At 62.0% G+C, this 24,558-nt stretch carries 20 protein-coding genes and 1 tRNA gene; 16 read left to right on the forward strand and 5 right to left on the reverse strand.

What is annotated here, in order from left to right; all coding sequences use genetic code 11:
- Positions 1-5 precede the first annotated feature (5 nt).
- From ABXH26_RS16460 to ABXH26_RS16505, 10 genes are read left to right on the forward strand one after another with little or no spacing between them, the layout of a single operon-like run.
- Positions 6-797, forward strand: a complete 792-nt coding sequence (locus tag ABXH26_RS16460; RefSeq protein WP_353568190.1) for a Qat anti-phage system associated protein QatB — start codon at positions 6-8, stop codon at positions 795-797.
- Positions 790-2,118, forward strand: a complete 1,329-nt coding sequence (gene qatC, locus ABXH26_RS16465) for a Qat anti-phage system QueC-like protein QatC (protein ID WP_353568191.1) — start codon at positions 790-792, stop codon at positions 2,116-2,118. Before ABXH26_RS16460 ends, qatC begins: the two co-directional genes overlap by 8 nt.
- A 13-nt stretch (positions 2,119-2,131) precedes the next feature.
- Positions 2,132-2,839 carry a TatD family hydrolase gene (locus ABXH26_RS16470; protein WP_353568192.1) on the forward strand — a complete coding sequence of 236 codons (708 nt, stop codon included), beginning with the start codon at positions 2,132-2,134 and terminating at the stop codon, positions 2,837-2,839.
- Positions 2,821-3,354, forward strand: coding sequence for a hypothetical protein (locus ABXH26_RS16475; protein ID WP_353568193.1), 534 nt, complete (start codon positions 2,821-2,823; stop codon positions 3,352-3,354). Before ABXH26_RS16470 ends, ABXH26_RS16475 begins: the two co-directional genes overlap by 19 nt.
- The gene (locus ABXH26_RS16480) at positions 3,351-4,457 is read left to right on the forward strand and encodes an AAA family ATPase (RefSeq protein WP_353568194.1); all 1,107 of its coding nucleotides are present in this window, start codon (positions 3,351-3,353) and stop codon (positions 4,455-4,457) included. Before ABXH26_RS16475 ends, ABXH26_RS16480 begins: the two co-directional genes overlap by 4 nt.
- Complete coding sequence (locus tag ABXH26_RS16485) at positions 4,454-5,146, forward strand: DUF4276 family protein (protein WP_353568195.1); 693 nt, start codon at positions 4,454-4,456, stop codon at positions 5,144-5,146. The genes ABXH26_RS16480 and ABXH26_RS16485 overlap by 4 nt, the downstream gene beginning before the upstream one ends.
- Before the next feature lie 5 nt (positions 5,147-5,151).
- Positions 5,152-8,157, forward strand: coding sequence for a type I restriction endonuclease subunit R (locus ABXH26_RS16490; RefSeq protein ID WP_353568196.1), 3,006 nt, complete (start codon positions 5,152-5,154; stop codon positions 8,155-8,157).
- On the forward strand, positions 8,154-8,432 hold the full coding sequence (locus tag ABXH26_RS16495; RefSeq protein WP_353568197.1) for a type II toxin-antitoxin system RelE/ParE family toxin: 279 nt from the start codon (positions 8,154-8,156) through the stop codon (positions 8,430-8,432). The genes ABXH26_RS16490 and ABXH26_RS16495 overlap by 4 nt, the downstream gene beginning before the upstream one ends.
- 58 nt (positions 8,433-8,490) lie before the next feature.
- Positions 8,491-8,784 (forward strand): HigA family addiction module antitoxin, encoded by a 294-nt coding sequence (locus ABXH26_RS16500; protein ID WP_353568198.1) that lies wholly within the window; start codon positions 8,491-8,493, stop codon positions 8,782-8,784.
- The gene (locus tag ABXH26_RS16505) at positions 8,781-9,098 is read left to right on the forward strand and encodes a M48 metallopeptidase family protein (RefSeq protein WP_353568199.1); all 318 of its coding nucleotides are present in this window, start codon (positions 8,781-8,783) and stop codon (positions 9,096-9,098) included. Before ABXH26_RS16500 ends, ABXH26_RS16505 begins: the two co-directional genes overlap by 4 nt.
- A 350-nt stretch (positions 9,099-9,448) precedes the next feature.
- Here the strand turns inward: ABXH26_RS16505 and ABXH26_RS16510 are convergent, their stop codons facing one another.
- A complete protein-coding gene (locus tag ABXH26_RS16510) occupies positions 9,449-10,066 on the reverse strand; it encodes an MBL fold metallo-hydrolase (RefSeq protein WP_353568200.1) in 618 nt (205 codons plus the stop codon).
- Between the two features lie 217 nt (positions 10,067-10,283).
- Here ABXH26_RS16510 and ABXH26_RS16515 point away from each other — a divergent pair, with 217 nt between their 5' ends.
- The 6 genes from ABXH26_RS16515 (at position 10,284) to ABXH26_RS16540 (ending at position 20,501) form a co-directional block, all read left to right on the forward strand.
- Positions 10,284-13,919 carry a DEAD/DEAH box helicase gene (locus ABXH26_RS16515; protein WP_353568201.1) on the forward strand — a complete coding sequence of 1,212 codons (3,636 nt, stop codon included), beginning with the start codon at positions 10,284-10,286 and terminating at the stop codon, positions 13,917-13,919.
- A 131-nt stretch (positions 13,920-14,050) separates the two neighbouring features.
- On the forward strand, positions 14,051-15,034 hold the full coding sequence (gene ribF / locus ABXH26_RS16520) for a riboflavin biosynthesis protein RibF (protein WP_353568202.1): 984 nt from the start codon (positions 14,051-14,053) through the stop codon (positions 15,032-15,034).
- 110 nt (positions 15,035-15,144) lie between these two features.
- Positions 15,145-17,577 carry an Amuc_1098 family type IV pilus outer membrane protein gene (locus ABXH26_RS16525; protein WP_353568203.1) on the forward strand — a complete coding sequence of 811 codons (2,433 nt, stop codon included), beginning with the start codon at positions 15,145-15,147 and terminating at the stop codon, positions 17,575-17,577.
- 33 nt (positions 17,578-17,610) lie between these two features.
- A complete protein-coding gene (locus ABXH26_RS16530) occupies positions 17,611-19,143 on the forward strand; it encodes an AsmA family protein (RefSeq protein WP_353568204.1) in 1,533 nt (510 codons plus the stop codon).
- A gap of 67 nt (positions 19,144-19,210) precedes the next feature.
- A complete protein-coding gene (locus ABXH26_RS16535; protein ID WP_353568205.1) occupies positions 19,211-20,314 on the forward strand; it encodes a hypothetical protein in 1,104 nt (367 codons plus the stop codon).
- A gap of 112 nt (positions 20,315-20,426) precedes the next feature.
- Positions 20,427-20,501: transfer RNA gene (locus ABXH26_RS16540), tRNA-Asn, on the forward strand.
- A 42-nt stretch (positions 20,502-20,543) separates the two neighbouring features.
- On the opposite strand, the gene der is transcribed toward ABXH26_RS16540, so the two are convergent.
- The 4 genes from der to ABXH26_RS16560 form a co-directional block, all read right to left on the reverse strand.
- Entirely contained in the window at positions 20,544-21,920 is a 1,377-nt protein-coding gene (gene der / locus ABXH26_RS16545) for a ribosome biogenesis GTPase Der (protein WP_353568206.1), read from the reverse strand.
- Between the two features lie 40 nt (positions 21,921-21,960).
- Entirely contained in the window at positions 21,961-22,536 is a 576-nt protein-coding gene (gene pgsA / locus ABXH26_RS16550) for a CDP-diacylglycerol--glycerol-3-phosphate 3-phosphatidyltransferase (RefSeq protein WP_353568207.1), read from the reverse strand.
- Positions 22,537-22,600: 64 nt separating this feature from the next.
- Positions 22,601-23,773, reverse strand: coding sequence for a prenyltransferase/squalene oxidase repeat-containing protein (locus tag ABXH26_RS16555; protein WP_353568208.1), 1,173 nt, complete (start codon positions 23,771-23,773; stop codon positions 22,601-22,603).
- The gene (locus ABXH26_RS16560) at positions 23,770-24,513 is read right to left on the reverse strand and encodes a YdjY domain-containing protein (protein ID WP_353568209.1); all 744 of its coding nucleotides are present in this window, start codon (positions 24,511-24,513) and stop codon (positions 23,770-23,772) included. The genes ABXH26_RS16555 and ABXH26_RS16560 overlap by 4 nt, the downstream gene beginning before the upstream one ends.
- Positions 24,514-24,558 lie beyond the last annotated feature (45 nt).

Below are 24,558 nucleotides of genomic sequence, written 5' to 3' on the forward strand. Positions count from 1 at the left end.
TTTTCATGGGAACATCGAAATCATACGGTAGCCCTAAGTGGCCAGGCGTTAATGATCAGGTCGGCGATGCCATCTCTGATGGCTTTCCTACCAAAGAGAAGGTCACCTCGGCAGTAAGTGCCTTCGCAGGAGCCTATAAGAGGTTCATTAATACTGGAACGACGGGTCGGGCCGGCTCGGTGAGCGGGGCGATTTCCTCCGATGGAAGAGCACTTGGTGGCCGTGGCGGGGGCGGCGGTGCGACTGCGAGAACCCGAGCGGCCGCTTCTGGCGCCCGACTAGGCCACTTCTTATCAAGCGCCGCGGGTTCCGGCCTCAGTCACGCAACTGAGCGGCTAGGGCTTGGCGATCTTGCGGGAAGACCTCTCGAAGAGGTCTTGGATGCGATCTTGGACAGGCTCTGTGAGAACGGCGGACTTCTTGATGACTCAGCGCTAACTGAAGCCATGGCGAGGACTCTGGACGAGCTAAGTGAGGGCGCTGAGACTTTAGAGGAATTCGATGAGCTATTAACCGCACGAGCGGAAAACCTGGAAGAGTATCTTCAGATCTATTTTTCCAACGTCTTGGCGATGAATTTTGAGAAGAAGGAGGGTGGGTTTGTCCGCGGGAAGATACCACAAGAAGAATGTGACCGGTTCTTTCAGGAGGCTCGCGAGCTGATTCGCACACTTGTAAACGAAGAACTTTCCCAAGAGCGCGACCTTGCTTCCATAGACTGGGGTAGTTCAGAGGCGGTCGCAATTGCTGACGAAATCAACCAAGAAGTTTTAGACATCCTGATCGGCGATGAATGAGATACTTGTCACTACCAAAGTTGAAAAGCCCTTCCACTCTGGTGCAGGCGTCTACCTGAATCAGGTCGGGAGTGATCCAGTCAAAATAGGATTTGATATTGAGGACTACGCAAGGACACGAGGAGCATTCGACCTAGCTGCGGGAGAGTTGGCCTATTTCTGTACCATTGTCTATGGCTGCGACAAGTTGGTCAAACGAGATGCTGGAGTCGGTGATCGTTGGACCCGCGAAATTGCTATCGAAATTCCTGTCAGTGATCCGGTTCGATGGGAAACTTGTAAGGACGACATCGAAACAATGCTCGAGTTCCTCACCGGTGATATTTGGCGGCTTGCCTTCGTGGAGCAGAGAATTCCGATTTTCGGTTCTGCGTTTAAAAAGTTGAGAAGAAGCTATCGCTCGAAACGATCCGTTACAGGATCTGCGGTATCGCTCTTTTCTGGTGGGTTGGATTCGCTCACGGGTGTTGTGGATTGGCTCGAAGAGAACCCCAAGGAGTCGCTGGTTCTGGCATCGACATACGACCACCATGCAGAGCCTGCAAATGCAGATCAAAAGCGCGTTATTCCAAGTTTGCATGCGGCATACCCTGGCAGGGTAATACGCTTTGTTTCCCGTGCGGGCCTGCTTGCTAAAGGTGGGGACAATAATTTCAGGAGCAGATCTCTAACGTTTCTAGGAAACGGGGTTCTTGCTGCGTCGTTTGTCGGCGAAGGCACCCGTATCCTGATTCCTGAGAATGGCGCGATCGCACTCAACTTTCCCCTTTCCTCCGCTCGCAGTGGCTCACTCAGCACTCGCACCGTGCATCCTCACTTTATTCATTTATTTAACCATGTTCTTAGAGAGCTTGGGTATTCCTACCGGGTCGAGAATCCTTATCAGTTCATGACGAAGGGTGAAGTGCTGGCGAGCTGTAGAAATCAGTCTTTGTTGCGGAGTGTTTACCAGCAATCGGTATCGTGTGGTAAGAGAAAGCGACGAGGGAATTGGCATGACACCAGAGCAAGGGCATGTGGTCATTGTGTCCCGTGCATTTTTCGGCAAGCAGCAGTGAAGCAGGCTGGGTTTGACGATGAGCACTACGGATGCGCCGTATCGGTTCGGAGTAGGTGGGGCAAATCTGATCTCCTTAAGCCCAATGGCGATCTTCAAACTGTTATCGACTTTATTCAGACGGATTTGGATCGCGACACAATTTGGCAGAAGCTGAGATCGAATGGGCGCCTAGACCGCCACAAGAAGGCTGACTATGTCGATCTGATTGTCCGCCTGAGAGCAGAGCTAAGCACGTGGCTAAAGGCCATCGAGCTAATCTGAGTTTCCAATAAGCATGATCGATACCCACTGCCACGTAGATCTATTCGACGACCCCCTTGGGATGGCGAAGAAGATGGAGCGTGCTCAAATGCAATGCATTGCTGTGACGATGCTACCAAGTCACTACCGCCTAGGACTTCCTCATCTCGCCGCTTTTGACAACGTGCACGCTGCATTGGGTCTGCACCCGCTCCGAATTGCGGAAGGTGAGCGTGAGTTGGGCGATTTCGCCTCGCTATCGACCGCATGCGAATTCATTGGCGAAATTGGGTTGGATTTCTCTCGCGAGGGCCGATCGACAAAATCGAGGCAAGTTGAGGTTCTTGATCGAATCCTACAGTCGGTGAAGGGACGAAAGTTCGTCACGGTTCACAGCCGGGATGCTGCGCCGACTCTTCTTCAAATGTTGGCCGATGCTGGGGTCGGATCGATTTGTTTCCACTATTTCACAGGAAGTCAATCTGTCGCGACTGCCGCAATTGATGCGGGCCACTTTTTTTCCTTTAACCGAAGGATGTTGATGGGAAGGCAGTCCGCTCTCCTCGAAACCATTCCACGGGATCGAGTATTGGTTGAATCGGATGGGCCATTTCTTACGAAGGTGCCCATTAATGCCACAAAAGATACGTATTCGCTGATTGCAGACCGTTGGTGTCTGTCGGTCCCGGAAACCGTCGCGATCATTTCTCAGAACTTCAAGGCTTGCAGAACGAGCGACTAGTCATGCCCTCACCCGGAGAACATAAAACCGTCCAAGCCCGCATCCTCGCCTACGCGCAGGAGGTGGGGTGGACGTTGGTGTCGCGGGAGGACGCCGAAGGCCGGCGGGGGAAGAACGGCGGACAGCCCCCTTCGCCTAACGGCTACGGAGGGCCAGGGGTGTGTCCGCCCTCCTTATTTTTCGACGACCTGCTCGACGCCAAGGTCCGCGAGTTCAACCCGCGCTACGCGGAGGCGGAGGGGGCGTTGTTGGGGAAGTTCCGGCACCTGCACGCGGACATCTACGGCAACCGTGAGTTCGTGGAGCACCTGCGGAACCGGGGCAAGTTCTACGACCCGGAGGAGAAGCGGGAGCGCGACCAGTTCCAAGACCTCTTCCGCACCCTCCTTCATGAACTGATGGTCGCGAAGACCCGTGTGAACGAATTCACGATGCGAGGGAGTGACTTGCCTTTCGCTCCTGGTCGACCCAAGTTGTCTCCAACTCAATCCGCCACCCCAAACTTGATTTTATGAACATGCTGCATCGGATGTCGCTCAGCGGCTACAAGTCCATCCGTCATCTGGAGGACTTGGAGTTCGCCCAATTGAACGTTCTGATCGGGGCCAATGGCGCGGGCAAATCCAACCTGATCGCGTTCTTCAAAATGCTGAATTTCAGCATGACGAATTCGCTCAAGGAGTATGTCGCTCGGGCCGGCTATGCCAATTCGATTTTGTACCGCGGCTCACAGGTGACGAAGCAGATCACCGCGTCACTAAGTTTCCAGAGGCCGCAGGGGCACAATATCTACGAGCTGAGCCTCACCCATTCGGACAACAGCCTCATTTTCACGGAAGAGGCCGTGACATGGCACAAGGAAGGCATGCAGAGGCCCAAGCGGACGTCATTGGGAGTAGGTGTAGACCGGACCTTACTGAACGATCCCAAGCGACTTCAGGATGCCACCGTCAAGGAAGTCCGGAGGTTGCTGGTGAGTGCCCGTGTCTATCAGTTTCACGACACCTCGCCAACATCGCCGTTGCGGAGCAAATGGAACATCAACGACAATCGATACCTGTTCGATCACGGTGGAAACCTTGCCCCGATGCTGTACTACCTGCGCGAAAAGCGCCCGGAAACGTATGATGTGATCGTCAATACGATCCGACTCGCAGCGCCTACATTTGAGGACTTTGCGCTGGAACCTGATCGACTGAACCCGGATGTGATCGACCTGCGCTGGAGAGAAAAAGAATCCAGCTATGAGTTGGGCCCCCATCAGATTTCGGATGGCACTTTGCGCTTCATGGCGCTTGTCACCTTGCTCTGTTTGCCGCCGAACGAGTTGCCTGGATTGATGATCATTGACGAACCGGAACTCGGGCTTCATCCAGCGGCGATTGGCGTCTTGGGCGAACTGATTAAGGCGGCATCCGCTTCGGTCCAAGTGTTCGTTTCAACGCAATCGGTAACCTTGGTAAACCAAATGGACCTTGGGGATGTGATGGTGGCGGAGCGAGAGGACGGACAATCTGTTTTCAGGCGATTGTCAGCAGATGAGCTGGAGCCATGGCTGGAGGACTACAGCATCGGCGAACTCTGGGAAAAGAATCTGCTGGGAGGACGGCCACGATGAAACAAGTCTATCTATTGGTCGAGGGGCCGACTGAGGTGACATTTGTCGACAAGGTGCTAACTCCGCACTTGTCGGGATTGGCATTGACCCCGATCCGGGTGACGACACGCGCGGGAGGGGCGCAGCCGAAAAAGGGAGGCTCCGTGACTTACGCAAGTTTCAAGAAGCAGATCCAGATGCTCCTCCGCAATCCAACCGCCTCCATGGTGACGACGATGTTGGACTACCAAGGACTGCACAAGGAGTTTCCCGGCAGGGAAGGACGCACGGAAAATTCAGCTCGGGCCAAAGGGGAGGCGGTGGCCTCCGCGATGCAGGCTGATATTTCCGATGCGCGATACACTCCCTTTGTGATCATGCACGAGTTTGAGGCACTGCTTTTTTCCGTGCCTGAAGTTATCGCCGAAGTCTTGCGCAGGCCGGAACTCGTGCAGCCTTTGAAAGCCATTCGAGCGAGCAAGAGCGACTACGTAGCAACGCCGGAGGAGATCAACGATTCAGCTGCGACGAGTCCATCTGCGCGTATCGAAGCTCTGTGCCTACAGAAATTCGGCTCGAAGAACGTTTTCCAGAAAACGGCACACGGTCCACTGATCGCAGAGAAGATCGGCCTCACCACGATTCGAGACCACTGCCCTCACTTCGACAATTGGTTGCAGAAACTCGAAGCGCTGGCGGCAAGTTCATAGCAAGGATGCCCGCCCCCACCGAACACAAAACCGTCCAAGCCCGCATCCTCGCCTACGCGCAGGAGGTGGGATGGACGCTGGTGTTGCGGGAAGAGGCGGAGAAGAGAAGGGACATTGGGGATTCGAAATTGGAGATTGGGAAAGGAAGTCTGTTTTTTGACGACTTACTCGACGCCAAGGTTCGCGAGTTCAATCCGCGCTACGCGGAGGCGGAGGGGGCGTTGTTGGGGAAGTTCCGGCACCTGCACGCGGACATCTACGGCAACCGGGAGTTCGTGGAGCACATACGGAACCGAGGCAAGTTCTACGACCCCGACGAGAAGCGGGAGCGCGACCTGATCCTCATCGACTACGACGACCCGGGCCGCAACGTGTATGAGGTGACTGAGGAGTGGATCTTTCACAACGGGCAGTTCGGGACGCGCGAGGACGTGGTGTTCCTGATCAACGGCATCCCCGTGCTGGTGATCGAGTGCAAGAACGCGACGAAGGACGAGGGCATCGCGCTGGGGATCGACCAGATCCGCCGCTACCACGACGAGACGCCGGAGTTGATGGTGCCGCAGCAGCTTTTCACCGCCACGGATGCGATCGGGTTTTCCTATGGGGTGACCTGGAACACGGTGCGGCGGAACATTTTCGCGTGGAAGAAGGAAGATTTTGAACCGCAGATTTCGCAGATGGACGCAGATGAAGAGGATCAGAAATCCAATCTGCGCAAATCTGCGAAATCTGCGGTTGAATCCCCACTGCTTGGGAATCTGGAGAGGATGGTCAAAACGTTTTGCGCGATCCCGCGGGTGCTGGCCTTCCTGAAGGACTACATCGTCTTCGCGGAAAAGGACGAGGAGCTGAACAAATACATCCTGCGCCAGCACCAGACGGGCGGGGTGGAGAAGGTGGTGGCGCGGGCGCTGGATCCGGCGCGGAAGCGCGGGCTGGTGTGGCACACGCAGGGCAGCGGCAAGACCTTCACGATGATCAAGACGGCGGAGCTGCTGTTCCGCGCACCGCAGGCGGACAAGCCGACGATCCTCCTGATGATCGACCGCAACGAGCTGGAGGACCAGATGCTGAAAAACCTGGCGGCGCTGGGGATCGGCAACCTGGAACACGCGGACCGCATTTCCACACTCAACCGGCTGCTCAAGAACGACTACCGGGGCATCATCGTGACGATGATCCACAAGTTCCGCGACATGCCGGCGGACATCAACCCGCGGAGCAACATCTACGTGCTGATCGACGAGGCGCACCGGACGACCGGCGGCGACCTGGGGAACTATCTGATGGCCGGCCTGCCGAACGCGAGCTTCATCGGCTTCACCGGCACGCCGGTGGACAAGACGGCCTACGGCAAGGGGACCTTCAAGACCTTCGGCGGCGAGGACGACGCGGGCTACCTGCACAAGTATTCCATCGCCGAGAGCATCGAGGACAAGACGACGCTGCCGCTCTACTACCAGCTCGCACCGAACGAGATGCTGGTGCCGCACGAGACGCTGGACCAAGAGTTCCTCTCGCTGGCCGAGGCCGAGGGCGTGGCGGACATCGAGGAGCTGAACAAGATCCTGGAGCGGGCGGTGAACCTGAAGAATTTCCTGAAAGGGAAGCAGCGCGTCCGCGACGTGGCGAAGTCCGTGGCGAAGCACTACCGCGAGAACGTGGAGCCGCTGGGCTACAAGGCCTTCCTGGTGGGCGTGGACCGCGAGGCCTGCGCGCACTACAAGAAGGCGCTCGATGAGTTCCTGCCGCCGGAATACTCGGAGGTCGTTTACACCGGCAGCAACAACGACTCGAAGCTGCTGAAGGAATTTCACCTCGACTCCAAGGCCGAGCGGCAGATCCGCAAGAGCTTCGCCAAGCGCGAGCAGTTTCCCAAGATCCTGATCGTCACCGAGAAGCTGCTCACCGGTTACGACGCGCCGGTGCTCTACGCGATGTATCTGGACAAGCCGATGCGCGACCACACGCTGCTGCAGGCGATCGCGCGGGTGAACCGCCCGTATGAGAACGAGGCGGAGGAGATGGTGAAACCGCACGGCTTCGTGCTCGATTTCGTCGGCATCTTCGACAAGCTGGAGAAGGCGCTGGCCTTCGACAGCGCGGAGATCAACGCGATCGTCAAGGACATCGGTCTGCTCAAGTCGCTCTTCGCCGCGAAGATGGCCGACAAGGTGCCGGGCTGGCTGAAGCTGATCGTCCACCATTTCAACGACAAGGACGTCGATGGCCTGATCGAGCACTTCCGCGACAAGGAGCGGCGCAAGGAGTTCTTCAAGGAGTACAAGGAGATCGAGATGCTCTACGAGATCATCTCACCGGATGCCTTCCTGCGGCCGTTCATCGACGACTACACCGGGATCAGCAAGATCTACGAGGTGGTGCGCAAGGCCTACACCAAGCGGGTGTATGTGGACCGAGCCTTCCAGAAGAAGACGAACGAGCTGGTGCAAAAGCACATCGGTACCTCGGGCATCGGCGAGCCGGGTGAGGTGATGAAGATCAACGAGGACACGGTGGAATACATCGTGAACCGGAAGGGTGGCGATGCCACCAAGGTCATCAACCTGGTGAAGAGCATCGAGAAATTCGCCGAGGAGAACAGCGACGATCCCTTCCTGGTGGCCATGGCCGAACGGGCGAGGGCGGTGCAGGAGCAGTTCGAGAGCCGTCAGACCGGGACGGCCGATGCGCTCAACCAGCTGCTGGACGAGGTCGAGCGAAACGAAGCCCGCAAACGCGAACAGGCGGGAAAGGGTTTCGATGGCCTGACCTATTTCGTCTTCAGCAAGATCGACGAGGCGGGGATCCAGAACGCGGAGGGTGTCAGCAGGAAGATCCGCGAGGCATTTGTGGAATTCCCGAACTGGAAGCGCAGCGAGAACTCGCTGCGGGAGCTAAGGCAAGCGGTGACCTTCGCGATTTTCGCCGAGTGCGAGGAACTCGATCAGGTCACGGCTCTGGTCGAGGACTTGTTCCGGATTTTGGAGAAGGGGGGGACAGCGTGATCCAGTCCTTTTCCGATGCCGACACCGAGCAGCTGTTTCGTCAGGAGAAGAACCGGCGCTTCAAAGCCATCGCGCGGGTGGCGCTGCGGAAACTCATCCAGATGAACCGTGCGGGCCAGTTGTCGGACTTGGCAGTGCCTCCGGGAAACCGTCTTGAGGCGCTCAAGGGCGATCTGGCGGGCTGCCACTCGATCCGGATCAATCAGCAGTGGCGGATCGTCTTCCGATGGACGGATCAAGGTCCGACTGAGGTCCGAATCATGGACTATCACTGAGTGGTTCACGCCGAGGCTTTTGCGTTGATCTTTCCGTATAACGTCATACGTTACGCCCATGAGCCCACCGATCACTCCCGGAGAGATTTTGCTGGAGGAATACCTCGAGCCGATGGGGATCTCTCAGAATGCGATGGCGAGGGCGATCGGCGTGCCGCCCCGGGCGATCAATGAAATCGTCCACGGCAAGCGGGCGATCACGCCCCAGATGTCGATCCGTTTCGGGGCCTTCTTCGGTCAGTCGCAGGACTTCTGGCACGGCCTGCAGGTGGAGTGCGATTTCCGGGCCCTGCAAGGGAAGGTGAAGGAGCTCACGCGCGGGATCCGACCGGTTTCAAGCTTGGCGGGATGACGGACGACGAGGAGTCACGCCAGCGTTTCAAAGCGCGGGTGCGCGAGTGGGCGGAGAAGCTGGAGGTGGAGGCGACCGCGATCTACATCCGTCCGATGCGCCGCAAGTGGGCCTCGTGCTCGACCGCCGGCACCCTGAGCTTCAATGACGAGCTACCTTCGATGCCACGCGAGCTTGGGGATTACGTCATCGTTCACGAACTGCTTCACTTTTCCGTGCCCAATCACGGGCGGCTTTGGAAGAGTCTGATGAGGGCTCATCTGGGGGATTTTGAGCGGATCGAGGGGGAACTCAGGAAACAAGCGGGATCGTGAGCATCTCCGGACCGGGCTGCGCCGCCGGAATCCGGGCTTGCAAGCGTCCTGCAAAGCTTGGGCAGCTGCCAGCAAAGCTTGCTTGCCGCCAGAATTCTTTGCTGGCGGCCAACCAAGATTTCTCGCCGCCAATTTTCTTGGGTGGCGAGTGACCAAAGCGTTTTGGCCGCCAACAAAGCTTTCTGGCGGATATTTTTCTTGGGTGGCGAGTGACAAAACCATTCGGGCGGCTTCCCCGAGCTCGCTGGCGATCCGACTCGACTTGTCGAGGCAGGCTGCGAGACGGGTGAAAACCCATGAACCTATGTCGAAGGCGGTCCCGTGCAGCCGCCGCTTGCGCCATGCGATCGTCAGGCGCGCACGACGGCGTTGGAGGTGCGTTCGCGGCCGATGGTGGTGGCGTCGCCGTGGCCGGGGAGGACGCGGGTGTCGTGGGGCAAGGGGTAGAGCTTTTCCGAAATCCCGCGGCAGAGCAGGTCGAGATCGCCGCCGGGGAGATCGCCGCGGCCGGTGGATCCGTGAAAAAGCGTGTCGCCGGCGAACAGAAGCTCCTTTTCCGGCAGGTGGAAGACCACGCTGTCCGACGAGTGACCGGGCACGTGGAGCAGGGAGAAGGTCAGGCCGCCGACTGCGAGCTGGTCGTGGCCTTCGAGGATGTGGTCGACGGAGAACTCCTCGACGTCGAAGGGCATGCCCCACTGGCGCACGACTTCCTCCAGGGTGAGGCTGCGGGAAAAGGTGTTCCAAGCGTAGACCGGCACGCCCATGGCGGCGATGGCGGCGGCGGACATGACGTGATCGAAGTGCTGGTGGGTGAGCAGGAGAGCCTCGGGCTTCACGCCGCGGTGCTGGAGCCACTCGACCGCGTCCATGGGGGCATCGACCATGAGATGACCGCCGCCGGGGGTGGCGATGAGATAGCCGTTGGTGAGGAGATAACCTCCCTCGAAGCGCTGGATGCCGTCCACGCCGGGAGGGAAGCCGCCGCCGGGGCGGGTGTCAAACCACGGCGTCTCCCGACCTAACAACGCAACAATACGTATCAGGGGTGAAATCCACGACTCAGGTTTTTGTTGCGGCCCCTCGAAGGCAGGGCCTAATCTTCCGCCCCCGTGGCTCGACCGTGGATCGGAGGGGAAAGGCGTCCTCTCCCATCCGCGGTTGGCGCCGCCGGGCACCACCACCATGAATCCAGATCGCGCGACCCTCAATTTCCTCAACGGTTTTCCCGAGGAATCCCGCAAGCTGGGCGAGACCTTGCAGCAGGACGGCATGGTCACCCAGATTTTCGGCAACCACCTTTTCATCCAGGGACGCGTCGAGCACGAGTCCGGCACCTTCCGCACCAGCCTGCGCCTGCAGGGCAACCGCTGGTTCGGCTCGTGCACCGCCGAGGACGAGATCATCTCCGGCGCCTGCCAGTATGCGACCATGATGGAGCGCATGCACCGCGGCGAGGCGCTGCCGGAATCGCCCAACGAGTTCGACGACACGCCGGTGCTCGACATCATCGAGGACAAGCTCGGCCGCGAGCTCGACGACAAGGAGGCGGACTTCGTTTCCAAGGTCGAGAAGCGCTACCGCCGCTACGTCATCGAGGGCGAGATCCACGACCACGACATGGTCCGGCTGACGCCGCGCTGGGAGATCACGACGTACGAGCCGCTTGAGCTGTGGCCGATGCCGCCGGGGGACATCCTCGAGTTCTGGAACTACCTCGCTTACGCCTTCTACAAGAAGAAGCTGCCGTTCCCGGACTTCATGAACGTCATCACCGACCTGAACTACGTTCAGAAGAAGATGGCGGACTGGGAGCAGGAGCGCGAGGTGGCGGCCTGGTACGACCGCATCGAGCAGGTCAACGAGCGCCCGCCGCAGGCCGCGCCGACCGGCATTGCCTTCCGCCTGGTGGCGACCATCAACGAGGCCCGCCTCGAGGCCAAGGAAGGCAACGGCGAATGGATGCAGCTGCGCGAAAAGAACGACATCGAGCGCCTGCTGCCCCTCTTCTCGGAGGCGGCGCTGCGCATGGATGCGCCGAGCCAGGTGCTGTGGGAGCATTTCCTGGCACACTACCGCGAGACCGGCGAGACGACCTTCGACTTCGACCAGGAGGACGCCTGCCGTTTCATGAACCGGCTGTTCCGCCAGCCGGCGCTCAGCGGTTACCTCGTCAACCTCGACGAGAAGGAATTCAAGGTGGTCGACCGGCCGCTCTCCTGGGTCTGCGAGGACGATCCGTATGACCCCAACGGCTACGCGCTGCAGCTGGTCACGCTGGAAGGCGAGAACGTGACCCACTCCGTGCGCATGCTGCCCGGCCGCAAGGAGCTTTATCAATCCGACGAGACCGTGTTTCCCGGCCCGCCGCGCTGGCTGGAGGAAACGGAGGTCATGCCCCGCTACTCGATCCCGAAGAAGGTGATCGACTCGCTGGAAGGCGTCGAGTTCCTGCGCAAGATCGGCGCCTCGCTGCCGGAATCGCTCAAGAAGCGGGTGGTGGACCTGGAGCTGAAGCCGCGCTTCGAGCTGAAGCTGGTGGCCGGCCTGACCGCGGCGGAAACCGAGCACCTGGTGGTCGAGGTGACCGCCATCGAGGGCAAGGAACGCCGCACCGAAAAGCTCACCCGCGAGGGCTGGGAAGTCGTCGAACAGCAGTCGCTCAAGGGCCGTCAGCTCCTTCGTTTCGCCCGCGAGGACCTCTATCCCGTGCCCTCGCTGCTGGAGGAAATGGGGCTCACCTACGATGAGAAGCTCGGTGCCTTCAAGTCGCGCATCACCAAGCAGTTCCCCGAGAAGTTCGCCGAGTGGATCGAGGAAATGCCGGAGGCGGTCGACCTCGACATCGACGTGCGCCTGAAGTCGATCCTCGCCGACCCGGTCACCGCCGCGGTGCGCTTCGAGGTGGTCAACCAGGACATCGACTGGTTCGACCTGCGGATCGTCATCGACGTCGAGGGCGTCAACCTTTCCAAGGCGCAGATCCGCCAGCTGGTCGCCGCGCGCGGCGGCTATGTGCGCATGGAGGACGGCTCGTGGATGCGGCTGGAAATCAAGCTCGACCCCGAGCAGCGCGACGCCGTCACCCGGCTCGGGCTGGATCCCTTCGATCTTTCCGGGGAAACGCACCGAATGCACGCCTTGCAGCTGGCCGACCCGAAGGCGGCGGAGGTTTTCGACCCGAAGGCCTGGAAGCGGATCAAGGATCGGGCGGGGGACATCACCATCGATGTCAAACCGCCGGTGCCGAAGGATCTCAACGCCGACCTGCGGCCCTATCAGGTGGAGGGATACCAGTTCCTCGCCTACCTCGCGACCAACCGTTTCGGCGGCATCCTGGCCGACGACATGGGTCTCGGAAAAACCATCCAGTCGCTCACCTACATCCTGTGGCTGCTGGAGGAGCGGCAGATAAACAACGAGTCGCATCGCCCGGCGCTGATCGTCTGTCCGAAGTCGGTCCTCGACGTGTGGGCGAGCGAGGCCACCAAGTTCTGCCCGGCCGTCCGCACCAAGATCCTGCGCAACCGCGACGATTTGGACGTTCCGCACGTGCAGGAGAACATCGACATGCTGATCCTCAACTACGCGCAGCTGCGCGTCTGCGGGGACCTGCTCAACGAGATCAAGTGGCTGACCGTCATCCTCGACGAAGGCCAGCAGATCAAGAACCCGGACTCGAAGGCCGCCAAATGCGCCCGCGAGCTGGATTCCGAGAACCGGCTGGTGCTCACCGGCACGCCGATCGAGAACCGCCTGCTGGACATGTGGTCGCTGATGGCCTTCGCCATGCCCGGCGTGCTCGGCAGCCGCGCGTATTTCAAGAAGCGCTTCGACAAGCGCAAGGACCCGATGTCGCAGAACCGCCTGGCCGCGCGACTGCGCCCCTTCCTGCTGCGCCGGACCAAGCTCCAGGTGGCCCAGGACCTGCCGCCGCGGACGGAGGAGGAGGTCTACGCCAACATGGATGGCATCCAGCAGGACCTCTACAAGGCCGAGCTGAAGCGCATCCAGAAGGCGTTGCTCGGGCTCGACTCCGACGAGGCGGTGAAGAAGAACTCGTTCGCGATTCTCCAGGGCCTGATGCGCCTACGCCAGATCTGCTGCCACCCGGGTCTGATCGATCCGAAGTACCTCAAGGAGGAGAGCGCCAAGATGGAGTCGCTCTTCTACCTCCTCGACCAGCTCTACGAGGAGGGTCACAAAGTACTAGTGTTCTCGCAGTTCGTTTCGATGCTCGACCTGATCAAGGCGCGCCTCGAGCTGGAGGCCCGGCCTTTCCACTACCTCACGGGGCAAACGAAGGACCGGAAGGGCGAGATCGAGAGTTTCCAGACCACCAAGGACGCGTCCGTGTTCATGCTTTCGCTGAAGGCGGGCGGCGCGGGCCTCAACCTGACCTCGGCGTCGTACGTCATCCTCTACGATCCGTGGTGGAACCCGGCGGTGGAAAACCAGGCCATCGACCGCACGCACCGGATCGGCCAGAAGAACAAGGTCATCGCCTACCGTTTGCTGACCCGCGACACGGTGGAGGAAAAGATCCGCATCCTCCAGCACCAGAAGACCCAACTGGTGACCAACGTCCTCGGCGACGAGGGTTTCGCCTCGAACCTGGGTCTGGAGGACCTGCAGTTCATCCTCAGCCACGGCGGCGAGGACGAGGAGGACTTCCCGCAACCGGCGCGCAAGACGGCCAAGAAGGCGGCGAAGATCTTCGATGAGGACGAGGATTCGGAGGAGCCCAAGACGGCCAAAAAACTGCCCAAAAAGCTTCCGAAGAAAAAGATCGCCAAAAAGGGATCGACCAAGGAGAACTAAAGAATCCCGCGATCATCCGGTCGTGGGACAACCCAAAAACCCAGCTCTTCAAAACCCAAGTCAGTCGCCCTGCTTTCCTTCACGGAAAGTGGGGCGCTCTCTTTTCGGGGGAAGCGTTTCGAGGTGTCGAAATGGACTGCTTTGCCATCGCCATGCCGGAGATCGCCCCTCAGGCTCCCGGCGTGCGGCGATTGGCTTCGATTCCGGAGATTTCCCAGCTGGGCGCCCCGGCCCATCTGGCGCTCGGGGTGTTCGACGGCGTCCACCTCGGCCACCAGGCCGTGATCGGCCGCGCGGTGGCGTCCGCCCGCGAGGGTGGGGGGCTGGCCGGGGTGTTGACCTTTGACCCGAATCCCTTGCGGGTCCTGGCCCCCGAAAAGGCGCCCGCCCGCCTGCTGGCATCGCTGGACCACAAAGCGGAAATCCTCGGACCTCTGGGCGTCGATTTCCTCGTCGCGCTGCCTTTCGACCGCGAGCGGGCCCGCGACGAGGCGCACGATTTCATCCGCGAGCTGGTCACCTCCGGCTGCGCGACGCTGGTGTCCGGCGAAGACTGGCGTTTCGGCCGCGACCGGCGCGGTGGCCGCGGGCTCCTGCAGCGGATGGCCGGGGAAATGGGCTTCACCTTTCATGCGATCCCTCCCGTCATGATGGACGGCGAGCGGATCAGCAGCACGCGCATCCGCCAGGCAGTGCGCGATGCCAATCTGGACGCCGCCGAGCGCATGCTCGGCCGTCGCTACACGGTGCAGGGGAGGGTGATCCGGGGCCGCGAACTCGGTCGCAAGCTCGGATTTCCCACCGCCAACCTTGAGCCGGGCGAGGAGCAGTACCCGGCCGACGGCGTGTGGGCGGTGCGGGCGAAGGTCCGCGGCGAATGGCACCGGGGGGTGGCGAATCTGGGCACCCGCCCGACGGTCGGCGGCGAGGGGCGGCAGCTGGAGGTCCACCTGCTGGATTTTTCCGGAGACCTTTACGGGGAGGTCATAGAGGTCGACTGGGTGAGGCGTCTGAGGGGCGAAAAACGCTTCAACAATCTCGAAGAACTGGCGGCAGCGATCGAGGTCGATCGCGCGGCCGCCGCGGTCTGCCTGGATACTGTCAAAGAAGCATGAAATTTCCCCGATTTTCGGCTTACGCTGTCCGTCGCGGCTCCCTATAAGCCTTCGAAAACCTAGGCATGCCGCGATTTTCCACCGTCTCCCGCCGAGTTCCGATGCGCCCCGTGATCCTCCTGACCGCTTTCATGTGCGGCTCGGTGCCGCTCGTTTGCCCGGCCCAGTCTCCGTTGGTGGAAGCTGAGCTTCAACGACGTTCGAATGCCGCCGCCGAGGCCCACGAGTTGATGGTGACCGGCGACAAGTCCTACGAGGAGGGCAACTACGAGGAAGCCGCCAAGAGCTACCGCCGGGCGGTCGAGCTGTTGCCCGCGGGCGCCCCGGCGCTGGCCGAGCAGCGCGCCCACGCCACCGAGCGCTTCGCCCAGGCCTCCGTGGAGGTGGCCCGCCAGGCCCGCCGTTTCGGAGATCTGGACAAGGCGGAGTCCGTGCTGGACGAGGTGCTGAAGCCGGAAATGGCACCTGATGATGTCGCGGCGATCACCGAAAAAGAGCAGCTGCTCGATCCGATCCGCACCAACCCGGCCTCCAGCAAGGAACACACCTCGGACATCGAGGAAGTGCGCTTTCTTCTCTACCGCGCCCAGGGGGCCTACGACCTCGGCAAGTACGACGAGGCGGCCCTGGTCTACGAGGACGTCCTCCGCGTCGATCCCACCAACACCGCCGCCCGCCGCGGCATGGAAAAAGTAGCGGCGGCGAAGTCGAGCTACTACGACGCCGCAAGGGACCACACGCGGGCGGAAATGATGGCGATGGTGGACGGGGCATGGGAACTCCAGCCGCCAGCACTCGACGAATTCGGCTTTGAAGACGTGATGGTCACCAACCAGCAGGCGACCATCGACTACTCCAGCAAGCTCCGCAGCATCGAGATCCCCGTGGTCATGCTTGAGGACGTGTCGATCCGTGAGGCGATCGACTTCATCCGCGCCCAGGCCGCCGACCTGGACACCCAGGAGATCGATCCGGCCCGCCGCGGGGTGAACATCGTCCTCGATCTCGGCAGCGACGATCAGGCGATCCTCGACAAGCGTTTCACGATCAACCTCCGCTCGGTGCCGATTCGCAAGGTCATCGACTACATCTGCCAGGAAACCGGCACCGTCGCCGTGGAGCAGCCGGTCGCCCTGGTCATCCGCCCCGCGGGTTCGGATTCGACCGACATGATGGCCCGCACCTTCCGCGTGCCTCCGGATTTCCTGAGTTCGGGAGCCGCCGGGACCCAGGAGGACTCGCCGGCCGAAGCCGACCCATTCGGCGACAATGAAGACAGCGGCGGCGGCGTCACGGCCCGCCGGCTCACCGCCCAACAGGTGCTCGAATCCCGCGGGGTCTCGTTTCCCGAAGGGGCCTCTGCCAATTTCAACTCCGCCAACAGCGAGCTGCGGGTGATGAACACCAGCGAGAACCTCTCGATGGTCCAGCAGGTGGTCGATGCCATGGCCAGCAACGAACCCACTTCGGTGATCGTCGAGGTCAAGGTCCTGCGCACCACCCAGAGGAATCTTGAGGAACTCGGCTTTGACTGGTTGCTCGGAAATTTCGGTTTTGCCGGCATGAGCGACATCCCCGGCGCGAGCAAGTTCTACATCGGCGGCGGCACGCAGGGCAATGGGGGCAGCCTCGCCGGCATGCCCGCCGGAGGGAAATATCCCAACCCGGTGACCGCCGGCAACCGCAGTGGTCAGGAGGCGATCCCGCTCGATTCCATCGACGACCTGATCGCCAACCGGGACCGGATCACCCAGAGCGTGGTTCCCCGGGCTCCGGGTGCCCTGTGGGTGAATGGCTACCTCAACGACACCTTCGCCACCATGATGATGCGCGGGCTGAGCCAGAAGAAGGGGATCGATCTCATGGTCCAGCCTTCGGTGGTCACCCGCAGCGGACAGGCCGCCTCCGTGCGGGTGACGGAGGAATTCATTTACCCGACCGAATACGAGCCCCCGGAACTGCCCAACTCGGTCGGGTCCGATAGTTCCGCCTTCATCGACCTGACGACCGGCACGGTGCTCACGGGGCAATCGACGGGCAGCATTCCCGTGACGCCATCGACTCCCACCAGCTTCGAGATGCGGGAAACCGGCGTGGTGCTCGAGGTGCTGCCGACGGTCAGTTCCGACAAGCATTACGTGAACATCAGTCTCAAGCCGGACCTCACCGAGTTCGACGGCTTCGTGAACTACGGCTCGCCGATTACTGCCGGAGCCAGCGGCAGTGCCAGTCTCGTCGGTGGAGTGGTGGGGATTTCCTCGGATCCCATCGTGATCACTCCCAACGAAATCCTGATGCCGGTCTTTTCCAAGATGGGCACGGAAACCGCGCTCACCGTGGCGGATGACTCCACCGTAGTCATCGGCGGCATGCTCCGCGAGAGCCGCCAGAAGGTGGAGGACCGCACGCCGATCCTCGGTGATCTGCCGCTGGTCGGGCGCCTGTTCCAGAGCAACGTCGAGGCTCCCACCAAGACCTCCATCCTGTTCCTCGTCCACGTGCGGGTGGTCGATGCCGCCGGCCGTCCTTTCAACCAGCGCTGAGCCCGCGCGGAGAGGAACCCCGAACGACCCGTCATGTCTTCATCCGAAAAGGACAATTACAGCATTGATGAAATGCTGGAGCGCCTGAAGTCCCGCTCCAAACCTCAGGCGGAGAACGAGCCCGAACTCGTGACCCGGCCGGATGGCAGCCAGGTTTACCGCGTGCGGAAACGCAAGCGCCGCTCCCGCCAGCCGCACAAGGAAAAGCAGGCCCAGCACCGCCGGCGGATGATGGTCCTGATCAGCGTGGCCACCATCTGCGTATTCCTCTGCGGGCTCGGGGTGCTGGCATGGGTGCTCTACCTCAACGGAGATGCCTATCAGCAGAAAATCGAAGCCCGGATCGCCGACACCACGGGCGCCGGGGTGGAGCTCAAGTCATTCCGCTCCACCCCGCTCGGCGTGGGCGCCGAAGCCGTCCTGCTGAACTGGCCGGAAACCCGCGCCTTGCGGCAGGTCACGGCCAGGCAGGTCACCGGCGATCTCAACCTCACCAGCCACCTGACCGGAGTCTGGGATGGCAACCGGCTGCGCGCCGGCAGCGTCGACATCGTGGTCGGCGCGCCCTCCGGAGAGCCGGTCCATGAGGCCCTCGGGGGACCGGTTCCGTTCCGTTCGACCATCCAGGCCGGGAAGTTTTCAGCCCGGGTGGGCGACGAAAAAGCCACCGCGCTTTCCCTGACGAACGGCTTCGCCACCTTCAGCATTTCCGATCCGGACCAGGCGCAGGCCTCGCTGGTGGTGGAGGGGGGGCAGCTGCGCATCTGGAACTGGGGGCGCTTCGATCTCTCCGTGGGCAGCCTGAAGGTTTCCGGAGACGGCATCCAGATCGGAACGGTGGTGTTCTCGCCTCTGGAGATGCCGAAGGCCGAGTTCCGCCTGCAATCGACCTCCGAGGCCCCGCTGCCGATCGGTCCCGGGGAGCGGGCCACGATGTCGTTGGCGGTTTCCCGGATGCCCTCGGAGGTGCTCTTCGGTGCCGACATGGGATCGATCTTCGAGGCGATCCTCGAGACCGCCAGCGATTCCCAGCCCTGCACCGTCACCGCCGATCTCACCGATGTCGATTCGGTTCATGTCGAGGGTGACGTGGCCAGCCTCTCCAACTCCTTGGTTTTACTCCACAAGCTGCCCTTCTTGGGCACGCTGTCGCGGATGTTCGAAAACCCGATCTTCAATGACATCCGGCTCGCCGTGAAGCAACCGGTCCACTTCAAGCGGGACCTGCAGAATGGCGTCGAGCTGAGCGACATCGACTTTGCCGGCCGCGACATCCTGCGCCTCCGTGGCACCATCAGCGTGGCTGCCGATGGCAGCTTGTCGGGACGACTCGAGGTGGGCATCCAGACCAAGTGGTCCGAGCTCAGTGAAAAGAACCGGGCGTTCGCGACCGTGTTCTCGCGGGAGGGCGAGGATTTCCGCTGGGGAACCGTCCACCTGTCCGGCACCGCGCAGGCCCCGGCTGATGACCTCATGCAGCAGGTCGAAGCCGCCCTGGCGGGGAGTTCGCCAGCGGAAACCGGGGCCCGTGGGCTGGAAGACGAGTTTCAGGATCTCACCCGGTGAGCCTGCTGCCGCCTTCTAGGCTTGAGGCCTCGTATCTTTCCGCACAGGCTCATCAAGGAAAGGGAACATGAGTGTTTCAATCAACCCGCAGCCGTTCTTCGAGCATTTTGGCCAAAACGGCGCCAGCCATGCCTCCGGTGTCAATGATCGCGCCGAACGAAAACTCGGCCGTAGTCTCCTTCAACCGGTCGAGGCGATCGGGCGCGGAATCCTCCTCAGGGCTCCGCGCGCCGGCTATGGCAAGACGCACGTGCTGGAGCGCGTCCGCCAGCAGATCGGGGATGGCCATGAGTTCATCCCCCTGCGCCCGCTCGATGGCTCGAAGCTGAATCCCGCCGCCGCCATCGAGGACGCCCTGCGCCGGCTCACCCGGCCGCTTCCGGCTGCCGGCGGACTGACTTCGCTGGACGTTTACAGCCGGCATCTGTTCGCCCTCGGCCTGCGACCGCTGGTCATCTCCGGCGAGGTCCCGTGCCAGGACCGGGATGCCGCCGCGCAGGCCTTGGTCAAGCGGCCGGTCGAGACCTTCAACTTCCACCATCCCCAGGCGGTCACCGCGCACTGGACCCGGGAGAACTTCGAGGTCCTCGGGCCGCGAATCGCCCTCGAGATCAGCCAGGAAACCGGCTGCTCCCTCAACCAGGTGGCCTTCTGGGTGGCCGCCCTGTTCCGCTTCGCCACCGCCTCGCCCGAGCAGGCCGGTCGCGGCGGGCTGCTGCTCCAGACCGCGGTCGAAAACGCCAGCGCCGAGCGCTTCGGCACCCTGCTGGCCCTGCTTTCGCGCCTGCGGCGGATCGTGCTGATCGTGGACGATCTGGAAGGGGTCCACGGCGATCCCGCCGGTGCCCGCGCCATCGCCGGTTTCCTCGCCACGCTCCGCCTGGAAGCCCCGCGGGTGGATATCGTGGTTTCAATCAACGACGACGTGTGGGAAAGCTCGTTCATGCCTGCCTTGAGCGGCGGCCTGCTCGATCGCCTGACGGAAATCGTGATCCGCCTCGAGCCGGTCGATCACCACGGGGTGGTCGCGCTTCTCACCTCCCGCGGCTATCCGAACGTCGAGGAACTGGCGCGCCATGTGGCGGCCGAGGACGGCGACCGCAATGCCCGCGCGATCCTTCGCCGGGCTTCGGAAATGGTGCACGAATCCCCGCAGCCCGACCCCTCCTGACGGGGGTCCGCGGGAGGGGGAAAGAGAGGGGAGGAAAAGACGATTTTTCCCTTGCCTCGATCCTCCATCACGTCCCATCTTCCGCCCGCCCCACGCGGGGCAAGCCAAACAATCCGGTGTAGCTCAGCGGTAGAGCGGGTGGCTGTTAACCACTAGGTCGTAGGTTCGAACCCTACCGCCGGAGCCAATGAAGGCCTCGAAGCAACCAAGCTTCGGGGCCTTCGCCTTTTCAGCCTTCCCGATCCTCGCGGCGGCGCGAGCGCACCGAGAAGACGACGGGGATGCCGGGCGCGGGATGTTCCTGGCGGAGCCGGTTGGAAAGGTACTGTTCGTAGCTGGAATTCATCAGCGTCTTGTCGTTCACGAACAGCACGAAGGTCGGCACCGGCACCACCGCGTAGCGCTCGTTGACGGCGGTGGTGGCGTAGTAAAGCTTCAGCCGCTTGGTGCCTTTGCCGACGGTCGGCGGCGGATTCACTTGGAAGGCGAGCTGGAGCATGCGGTTGAGCACCCCGGTGGTGGGGATGTTGCGGGCACCATCGCGCACGGCCAGGGCCTGCTTGAGCACCTGGATCACGGCCGTGCCCTCCTTTGCGGAAACGCAAACGAAAGGGGCGTAGTGCAGGAAGAACAGCTCGCGGCGAACCTGCTCCTCGGCCTCCTTCTTGCGGTGCTTCATCGGCGCGCCGGGGTGGAAGAGGTCGAACTTGTTGAGCACGATCAGGCACGGCTTCTTCTCCTTGAGCACCAGTTGGGCGATCTTGCGGTCCTGGGCACTGACGCCCGCGGCGAGATCGACGACCAGGATGCACAGGTCGGCCCGCCGGATCGCCTTCTCGGTCCGCATGGCGGAAAAGACCTCCACCGAGGAATCGCGGCGACCGCGGGGGCGGAGACCGGCGGTATCGATGAGCGTGAACTGCTCGCCCTCGAAGGTGTAGGGGAGGTCGATGGCGTCGCGGGTGGTGCCGGCGATGTCGGAGACGATGGTCCTCTCGTCCTTGAGGATGGCGTTGACCAGCGACGACTTGCCGGCGTTGGGCTTGCCGATGATGGTGAGCTTGATGCCGACCTTTTCCGCCTCCTCGGCGGCGACCTCGATCTCGCCCGCGAGCGGCGCGAGGTGGCGGTCGATCTCGTGCACCAGTTCGGCGAAATTCCGGCCGTGCTCGGCGGAAACGAAGATCCCCTCGCCAAGTCCCAGCGCGGCCATTTCGGCGAAGGCCGATTCGTGCTTGCGGTCATCGACCTTGTTGATGACGAGCAGCACGGGCTTGTCCGCCTTGCGCAGCTTCTGGCCGAGCGCGCGGTCGATCGGGGTGAGACCCTCCTGGGCGTCGACGACGAAGAGAATCAGGTCCGCCGTCTGGATGGCGATGTCCGCCTCCAACGTGACCTGCTGGGCGAAGCCGTCGTCGAGCGTGGCCCCGATACCGCCGGTATCGACGACGGTGCACGCCGTCTGCGTGGCCATGCACGGCGCCGCGAGCCGGTCGCGGGTGACCCCCGGCTGGTCGTGGACGATGGCGATCCGCCGTTTGGCGAGGCGGTTGAAGAGCGCGGATTTTCCCACATTGGGGCGTCCGACAATGGCGACCGAAGGCATGGACGGGGCTTAGGCGAGGGGGGCGGGGACGGCAAGGGGATTAGCCGCTGGCGAGCATCTGCCGGCGGGCCTCCTGAAAGTAATGGTAGCCCGACCACACGGTGAAGACGGCGGCTAGGACACAGGGGTAAACGGGCGGCAGCAGGCGGATCTTCAACATCACCCAGCCGATCGCGATCATCTGGGTCACGGTGCAGACCTTGCCGGTCCAGCGCGGCTGGTAGTGGACGTTGCGGGCCGTTCGTTTCACCAGCACGATGCCGATGACGATCAGCGTGTCGCGCAGGATCACCAGCCAGGCGAACCACACGGGGATGCGCCAGTCATCCCGGCCCCACGGGAAGGCGCTGAGGAAAACGATGGCTGTGATGAGCAGGAACTTGTCGGCCAGCGGGTCGATGAAGGCACCGAACTTCGAGCGCTGGTTGAAACGGCGGGCGACCCAACCGTCGATGCCATCCGAGGCCGCGGCGAGGGTGAACAGCCCGACGGCGGTCCAGCGCCACGGTTCCATCGGGGCTCCGGCCGCGACGCTGAGCCCGTATTTCGCCACGAAGACCGCAAACACCGGCACCAACGCGATGCGGGCGAGGGTGATCTTGCTGGCGGTGGTCATGCCCGCAAGATGCCCCACCCGGGGGGAAACGCTAGTCCGGATCTGATAGAGACGTCCCGGCCTCTCAGGGCTTGCCGGGAATCGAGTGGTAGATCTGCTCCAAGGCCATCACCGAGTAGGCGGTGACGAGGACGGGATTGGATTCCATCCAGCGGCCGTTGGCATTGACCCACGAGCCATCCTCGCGCTGGCCGGTGAGCAGTTTGTCGGCGAGCTGCTTGCGCCAGTCGATCGGATCGACCCCCTCAACCTCGAGCTTGGCGACGTTGGCGGCGGCCAGGGCCTTGGACATGGCCTGATAGTAGTAGTAGAGGCCTTGCGCCCCCATGCCGGGGTTTTCGTCGACCGTCCAGTTCTTGGCGGCCCATTCCTTCACCGCCTTCACGCGGGAGTCCTCCGGGCTGAGCTTCGCATACACGAGCGAGAGCAGGCCGGCGTAGGAAATCGAACCGTACGAGCGCAGCGCGGTGCGGCCGTCGGGGAGTTTCATTTCCCCCGCCTTCGAGTCGCCCGGCGTGTAGATGAAGCCGCCTTTGTTCTGGGGATCGCTGGAGGCCCAGTCCTGGTCGTTGGTTTCCTCGAGGTTCTGGCAGCGTGACAGGAAAGTGATGGCGGCATCCCAGTCGAGGTCCGGCTGGTCGCCGAACTTTCCGTCCTCCACCACCTGCTTGGAGAGCGCGAGCGCCTCGATGGCGAGGTAGGTGTTGGAGAGGTCGGTGTGGTCGTTGTGGGAGCCGTAGCCGATGCCGCCATCGTTCGGGTTGTCGGTTTCCTTGGCCTTGTCGATGTCCCACTGCTCGCCGATCAGGTAGCGGCGGCCCTTGACGATGGCCGGCTCGTAGATGTCGCGCTGGGCGGCGGTGAGGGCGGTCACGGCGGTGGCGGTGTTGTAGACGCCGAGGCCCTTGTTGTAGATGCCGCCATCGTCCTTCTGCTGGGCCTTGAGCCATTCGAAACCCTTCCTGAGGTTGTCGGGGAGCTCCTCGGTGAGATCGAGCGAGGGATCGCGCACGGCGGCGGTCAGCGGCAGCGCGGTCAGGGCCGGCAGGTCCTCGGTGTCCCACCAGCCTTGTTCCTTCTGCTGCTTGGCGAGCCACGCGTTGCCGCGGGAAATGGCCAGCTTCATTTCCTGCTGGAGAGACAGATAGGGGTTCGGCGGCGTGTCCTGGGCGGAGCCGGGCAGCGCGGTGGCGACGAACGCGGTCGCCGTGATAGCGGTGGCGATGAGGTGTTTCATGAATCGTAGGGTTGGATGATGACGGTGACGGGCGTCTCGAGTTCCGGGACGCGGGTGGGGTGGGGGAGCCAGACCTCGTCGTCGAGGTTGTCCTTGCCGGAAAAATTCACGAGCGATGAGTTGCTGAGGAAGATGGCGAACAGATCGCCCGAGCTTTCGGCCATGAAGCGGCCTTGGTTGATGAAGGAGCCGCCGTAGATCCATGGATCCGCGGGCATGGTTTTCTCGGTCGGCAGATGGGAAATCCACTCGTTGGCCGGCACCGGTTCGCCCGTGCCCGCCTGGAGCAGGATCTTGAGCCGCGAGCCGGTTTTTTCCTCATCGGTGGCGCTTTCAAACTCCGACGACAAGCTGCCGTCGTCCTTGACCTTCTGATAGAGTTCCCGCGATGCCTTGTAGTGGAGGAGCTTGAGCGCGATGTTCAGGTTCACTGCCGAGATTTCGGTGGCGAGCAACGATTCGTGGACCTTGCCGTTTTTGTGAACAATGAGGAACTCCAGCAGGCCTTCCTTCTGGTTGACCCACGCCGGAAAGCGGATGGAGCGGGTTTCCGGGTCGAACTCGATCCGGCCGAGCTTCATGCGGCCGTCGGGCAGCTTCTCGATCGCCGGCTCGGCGGGCGCCACGGTCTGGTCCGGCGCGGGGAGCGTCTTGGGTTCCACCGGGGCACGGTCGGGGGCCTCCTGGGCATGGAGGAGCACAGGGAGGAGGCAGGAAACAAAGGTCAGTCCGGGTTTCATCGTGCGTTCGACCGAACGACAGCACAACGGGCTCGTCCAGCGGTC

Source organism: Haloferula sargassicola (genome assembly GCF_040362925.1).
GTDB lineage: Bacteria > Verrucomicrobiota > Verrucomicrobiia > Verrucomicrobiales > Akkermansiaceae > Haloferula > Haloferula sargassicola.

Excerpts from the sequence above, each read along its gene's own strand:
- ABXH26_RS16460 (WP_353568190.1), top strand. The coding sequence starts at position 6 with ATGGGAACATCGAAATCATACGGTAGCCCTAAGTGGCCAGGCGTTAAT.
- qatC (WP_353568191.1), top strand. The coding sequence starts at position 790 with ATGAATGAGATACTTGTCACTACCAAAGTTGAAAAGCCCTTCCACTCT.
- ABXH26_RS16470 (WP_353568192.1), top strand. The coding sequence starts at position 2,132 with ATGATCGATACCCACTGCCACGTAGATCTATTCGACGACCCCCTTGGG.
- ABXH26_RS16480 (WP_353568194.1), top strand. The coding sequence starts at position 3,351 with ATGAACATGCTGCATCGGATGTCGCTCAGCGGCTACAAGTCCATCCGT.
- ABXH26_RS16485 (WP_353568195.1), top strand. The coding sequence starts at position 4,454 with ATGAAACAAGTCTATCTATTGGTCGAGGGGCCGACTGAGGTGACATTT.
- ABXH26_RS16490 (WP_353568196.1), top strand. The coding sequence starts at position 5,152 with ATGCCCGCCCCCACCGAACACAAAACCGTCCAAGCCCGCATCCTCGCC.
- ABXH26_RS16500 (WP_353568198.1), top strand. The coding sequence starts at position 8,491 with ATGAGCCCACCGATCACTCCCGGAGAGATTTTGCTGGAGGAATACCTC.
- ABXH26_RS16505 (WP_353568199.1), top strand. The coding sequence starts at position 8,781 with ATGACGGACGACGAGGAGTCACGCCAGCGTTTCAAAGCGCGGGTGCGC.
- ABXH26_RS16515 (WP_353568201.1), top strand. The coding sequence starts at position 10,284 with ATGAATCCAGATCGCGCGACCCTCAATTTCCTCAACGGTTTTCCCGAG.
- ribF (WP_353568202.1), top strand. The coding sequence starts at position 14,051 with ATGGACTGCTTTGCCATCGCCATGCCGGAGATCGCCCCTCAGGCTCCC.
- ABXH26_RS16530 (WP_353568204.1), top strand. The coding sequence starts at position 17,611 with ATGTCTTCATCCGAAAAGGACAATTACAGCATTGATGAAATGCTGGAG.
- ABXH26_RS16535 (WP_353568205.1), top strand. The coding sequence starts at position 19,211 with ATGAGTGTTTCAATCAACCCGCAGCCGTTCTTCGAGCATTTTGGCCAA.
- der (WP_353568206.1), bottom strand. The coding sequence starts at position 21,920 with ATGCCTTCGGTCGCCATTGTCGGACGCCCCAATGTGGGAAAATCCGCG.
- pgsA (WP_353568207.1), bottom strand. The coding sequence starts at position 22,536 with ATGACCACCGCCAGCAAGATCACCCTCGCCCGCATCGCGTTGGTGCCG.
- ABXH26_RS16555 (WP_353568208.1), bottom strand. The coding sequence starts at position 23,773 with ATGAAACACCTCATCGCCACCGCTATCACGGCGACCGCGTTCGTCGCC.
- ABXH26_RS16560 (WP_353568209.1), bottom strand. The coding sequence starts at position 24,513 with ATGAAACCCGGACTGACCTTTGTTTCCTGCCTCCTCCCTGTGCTCCTC.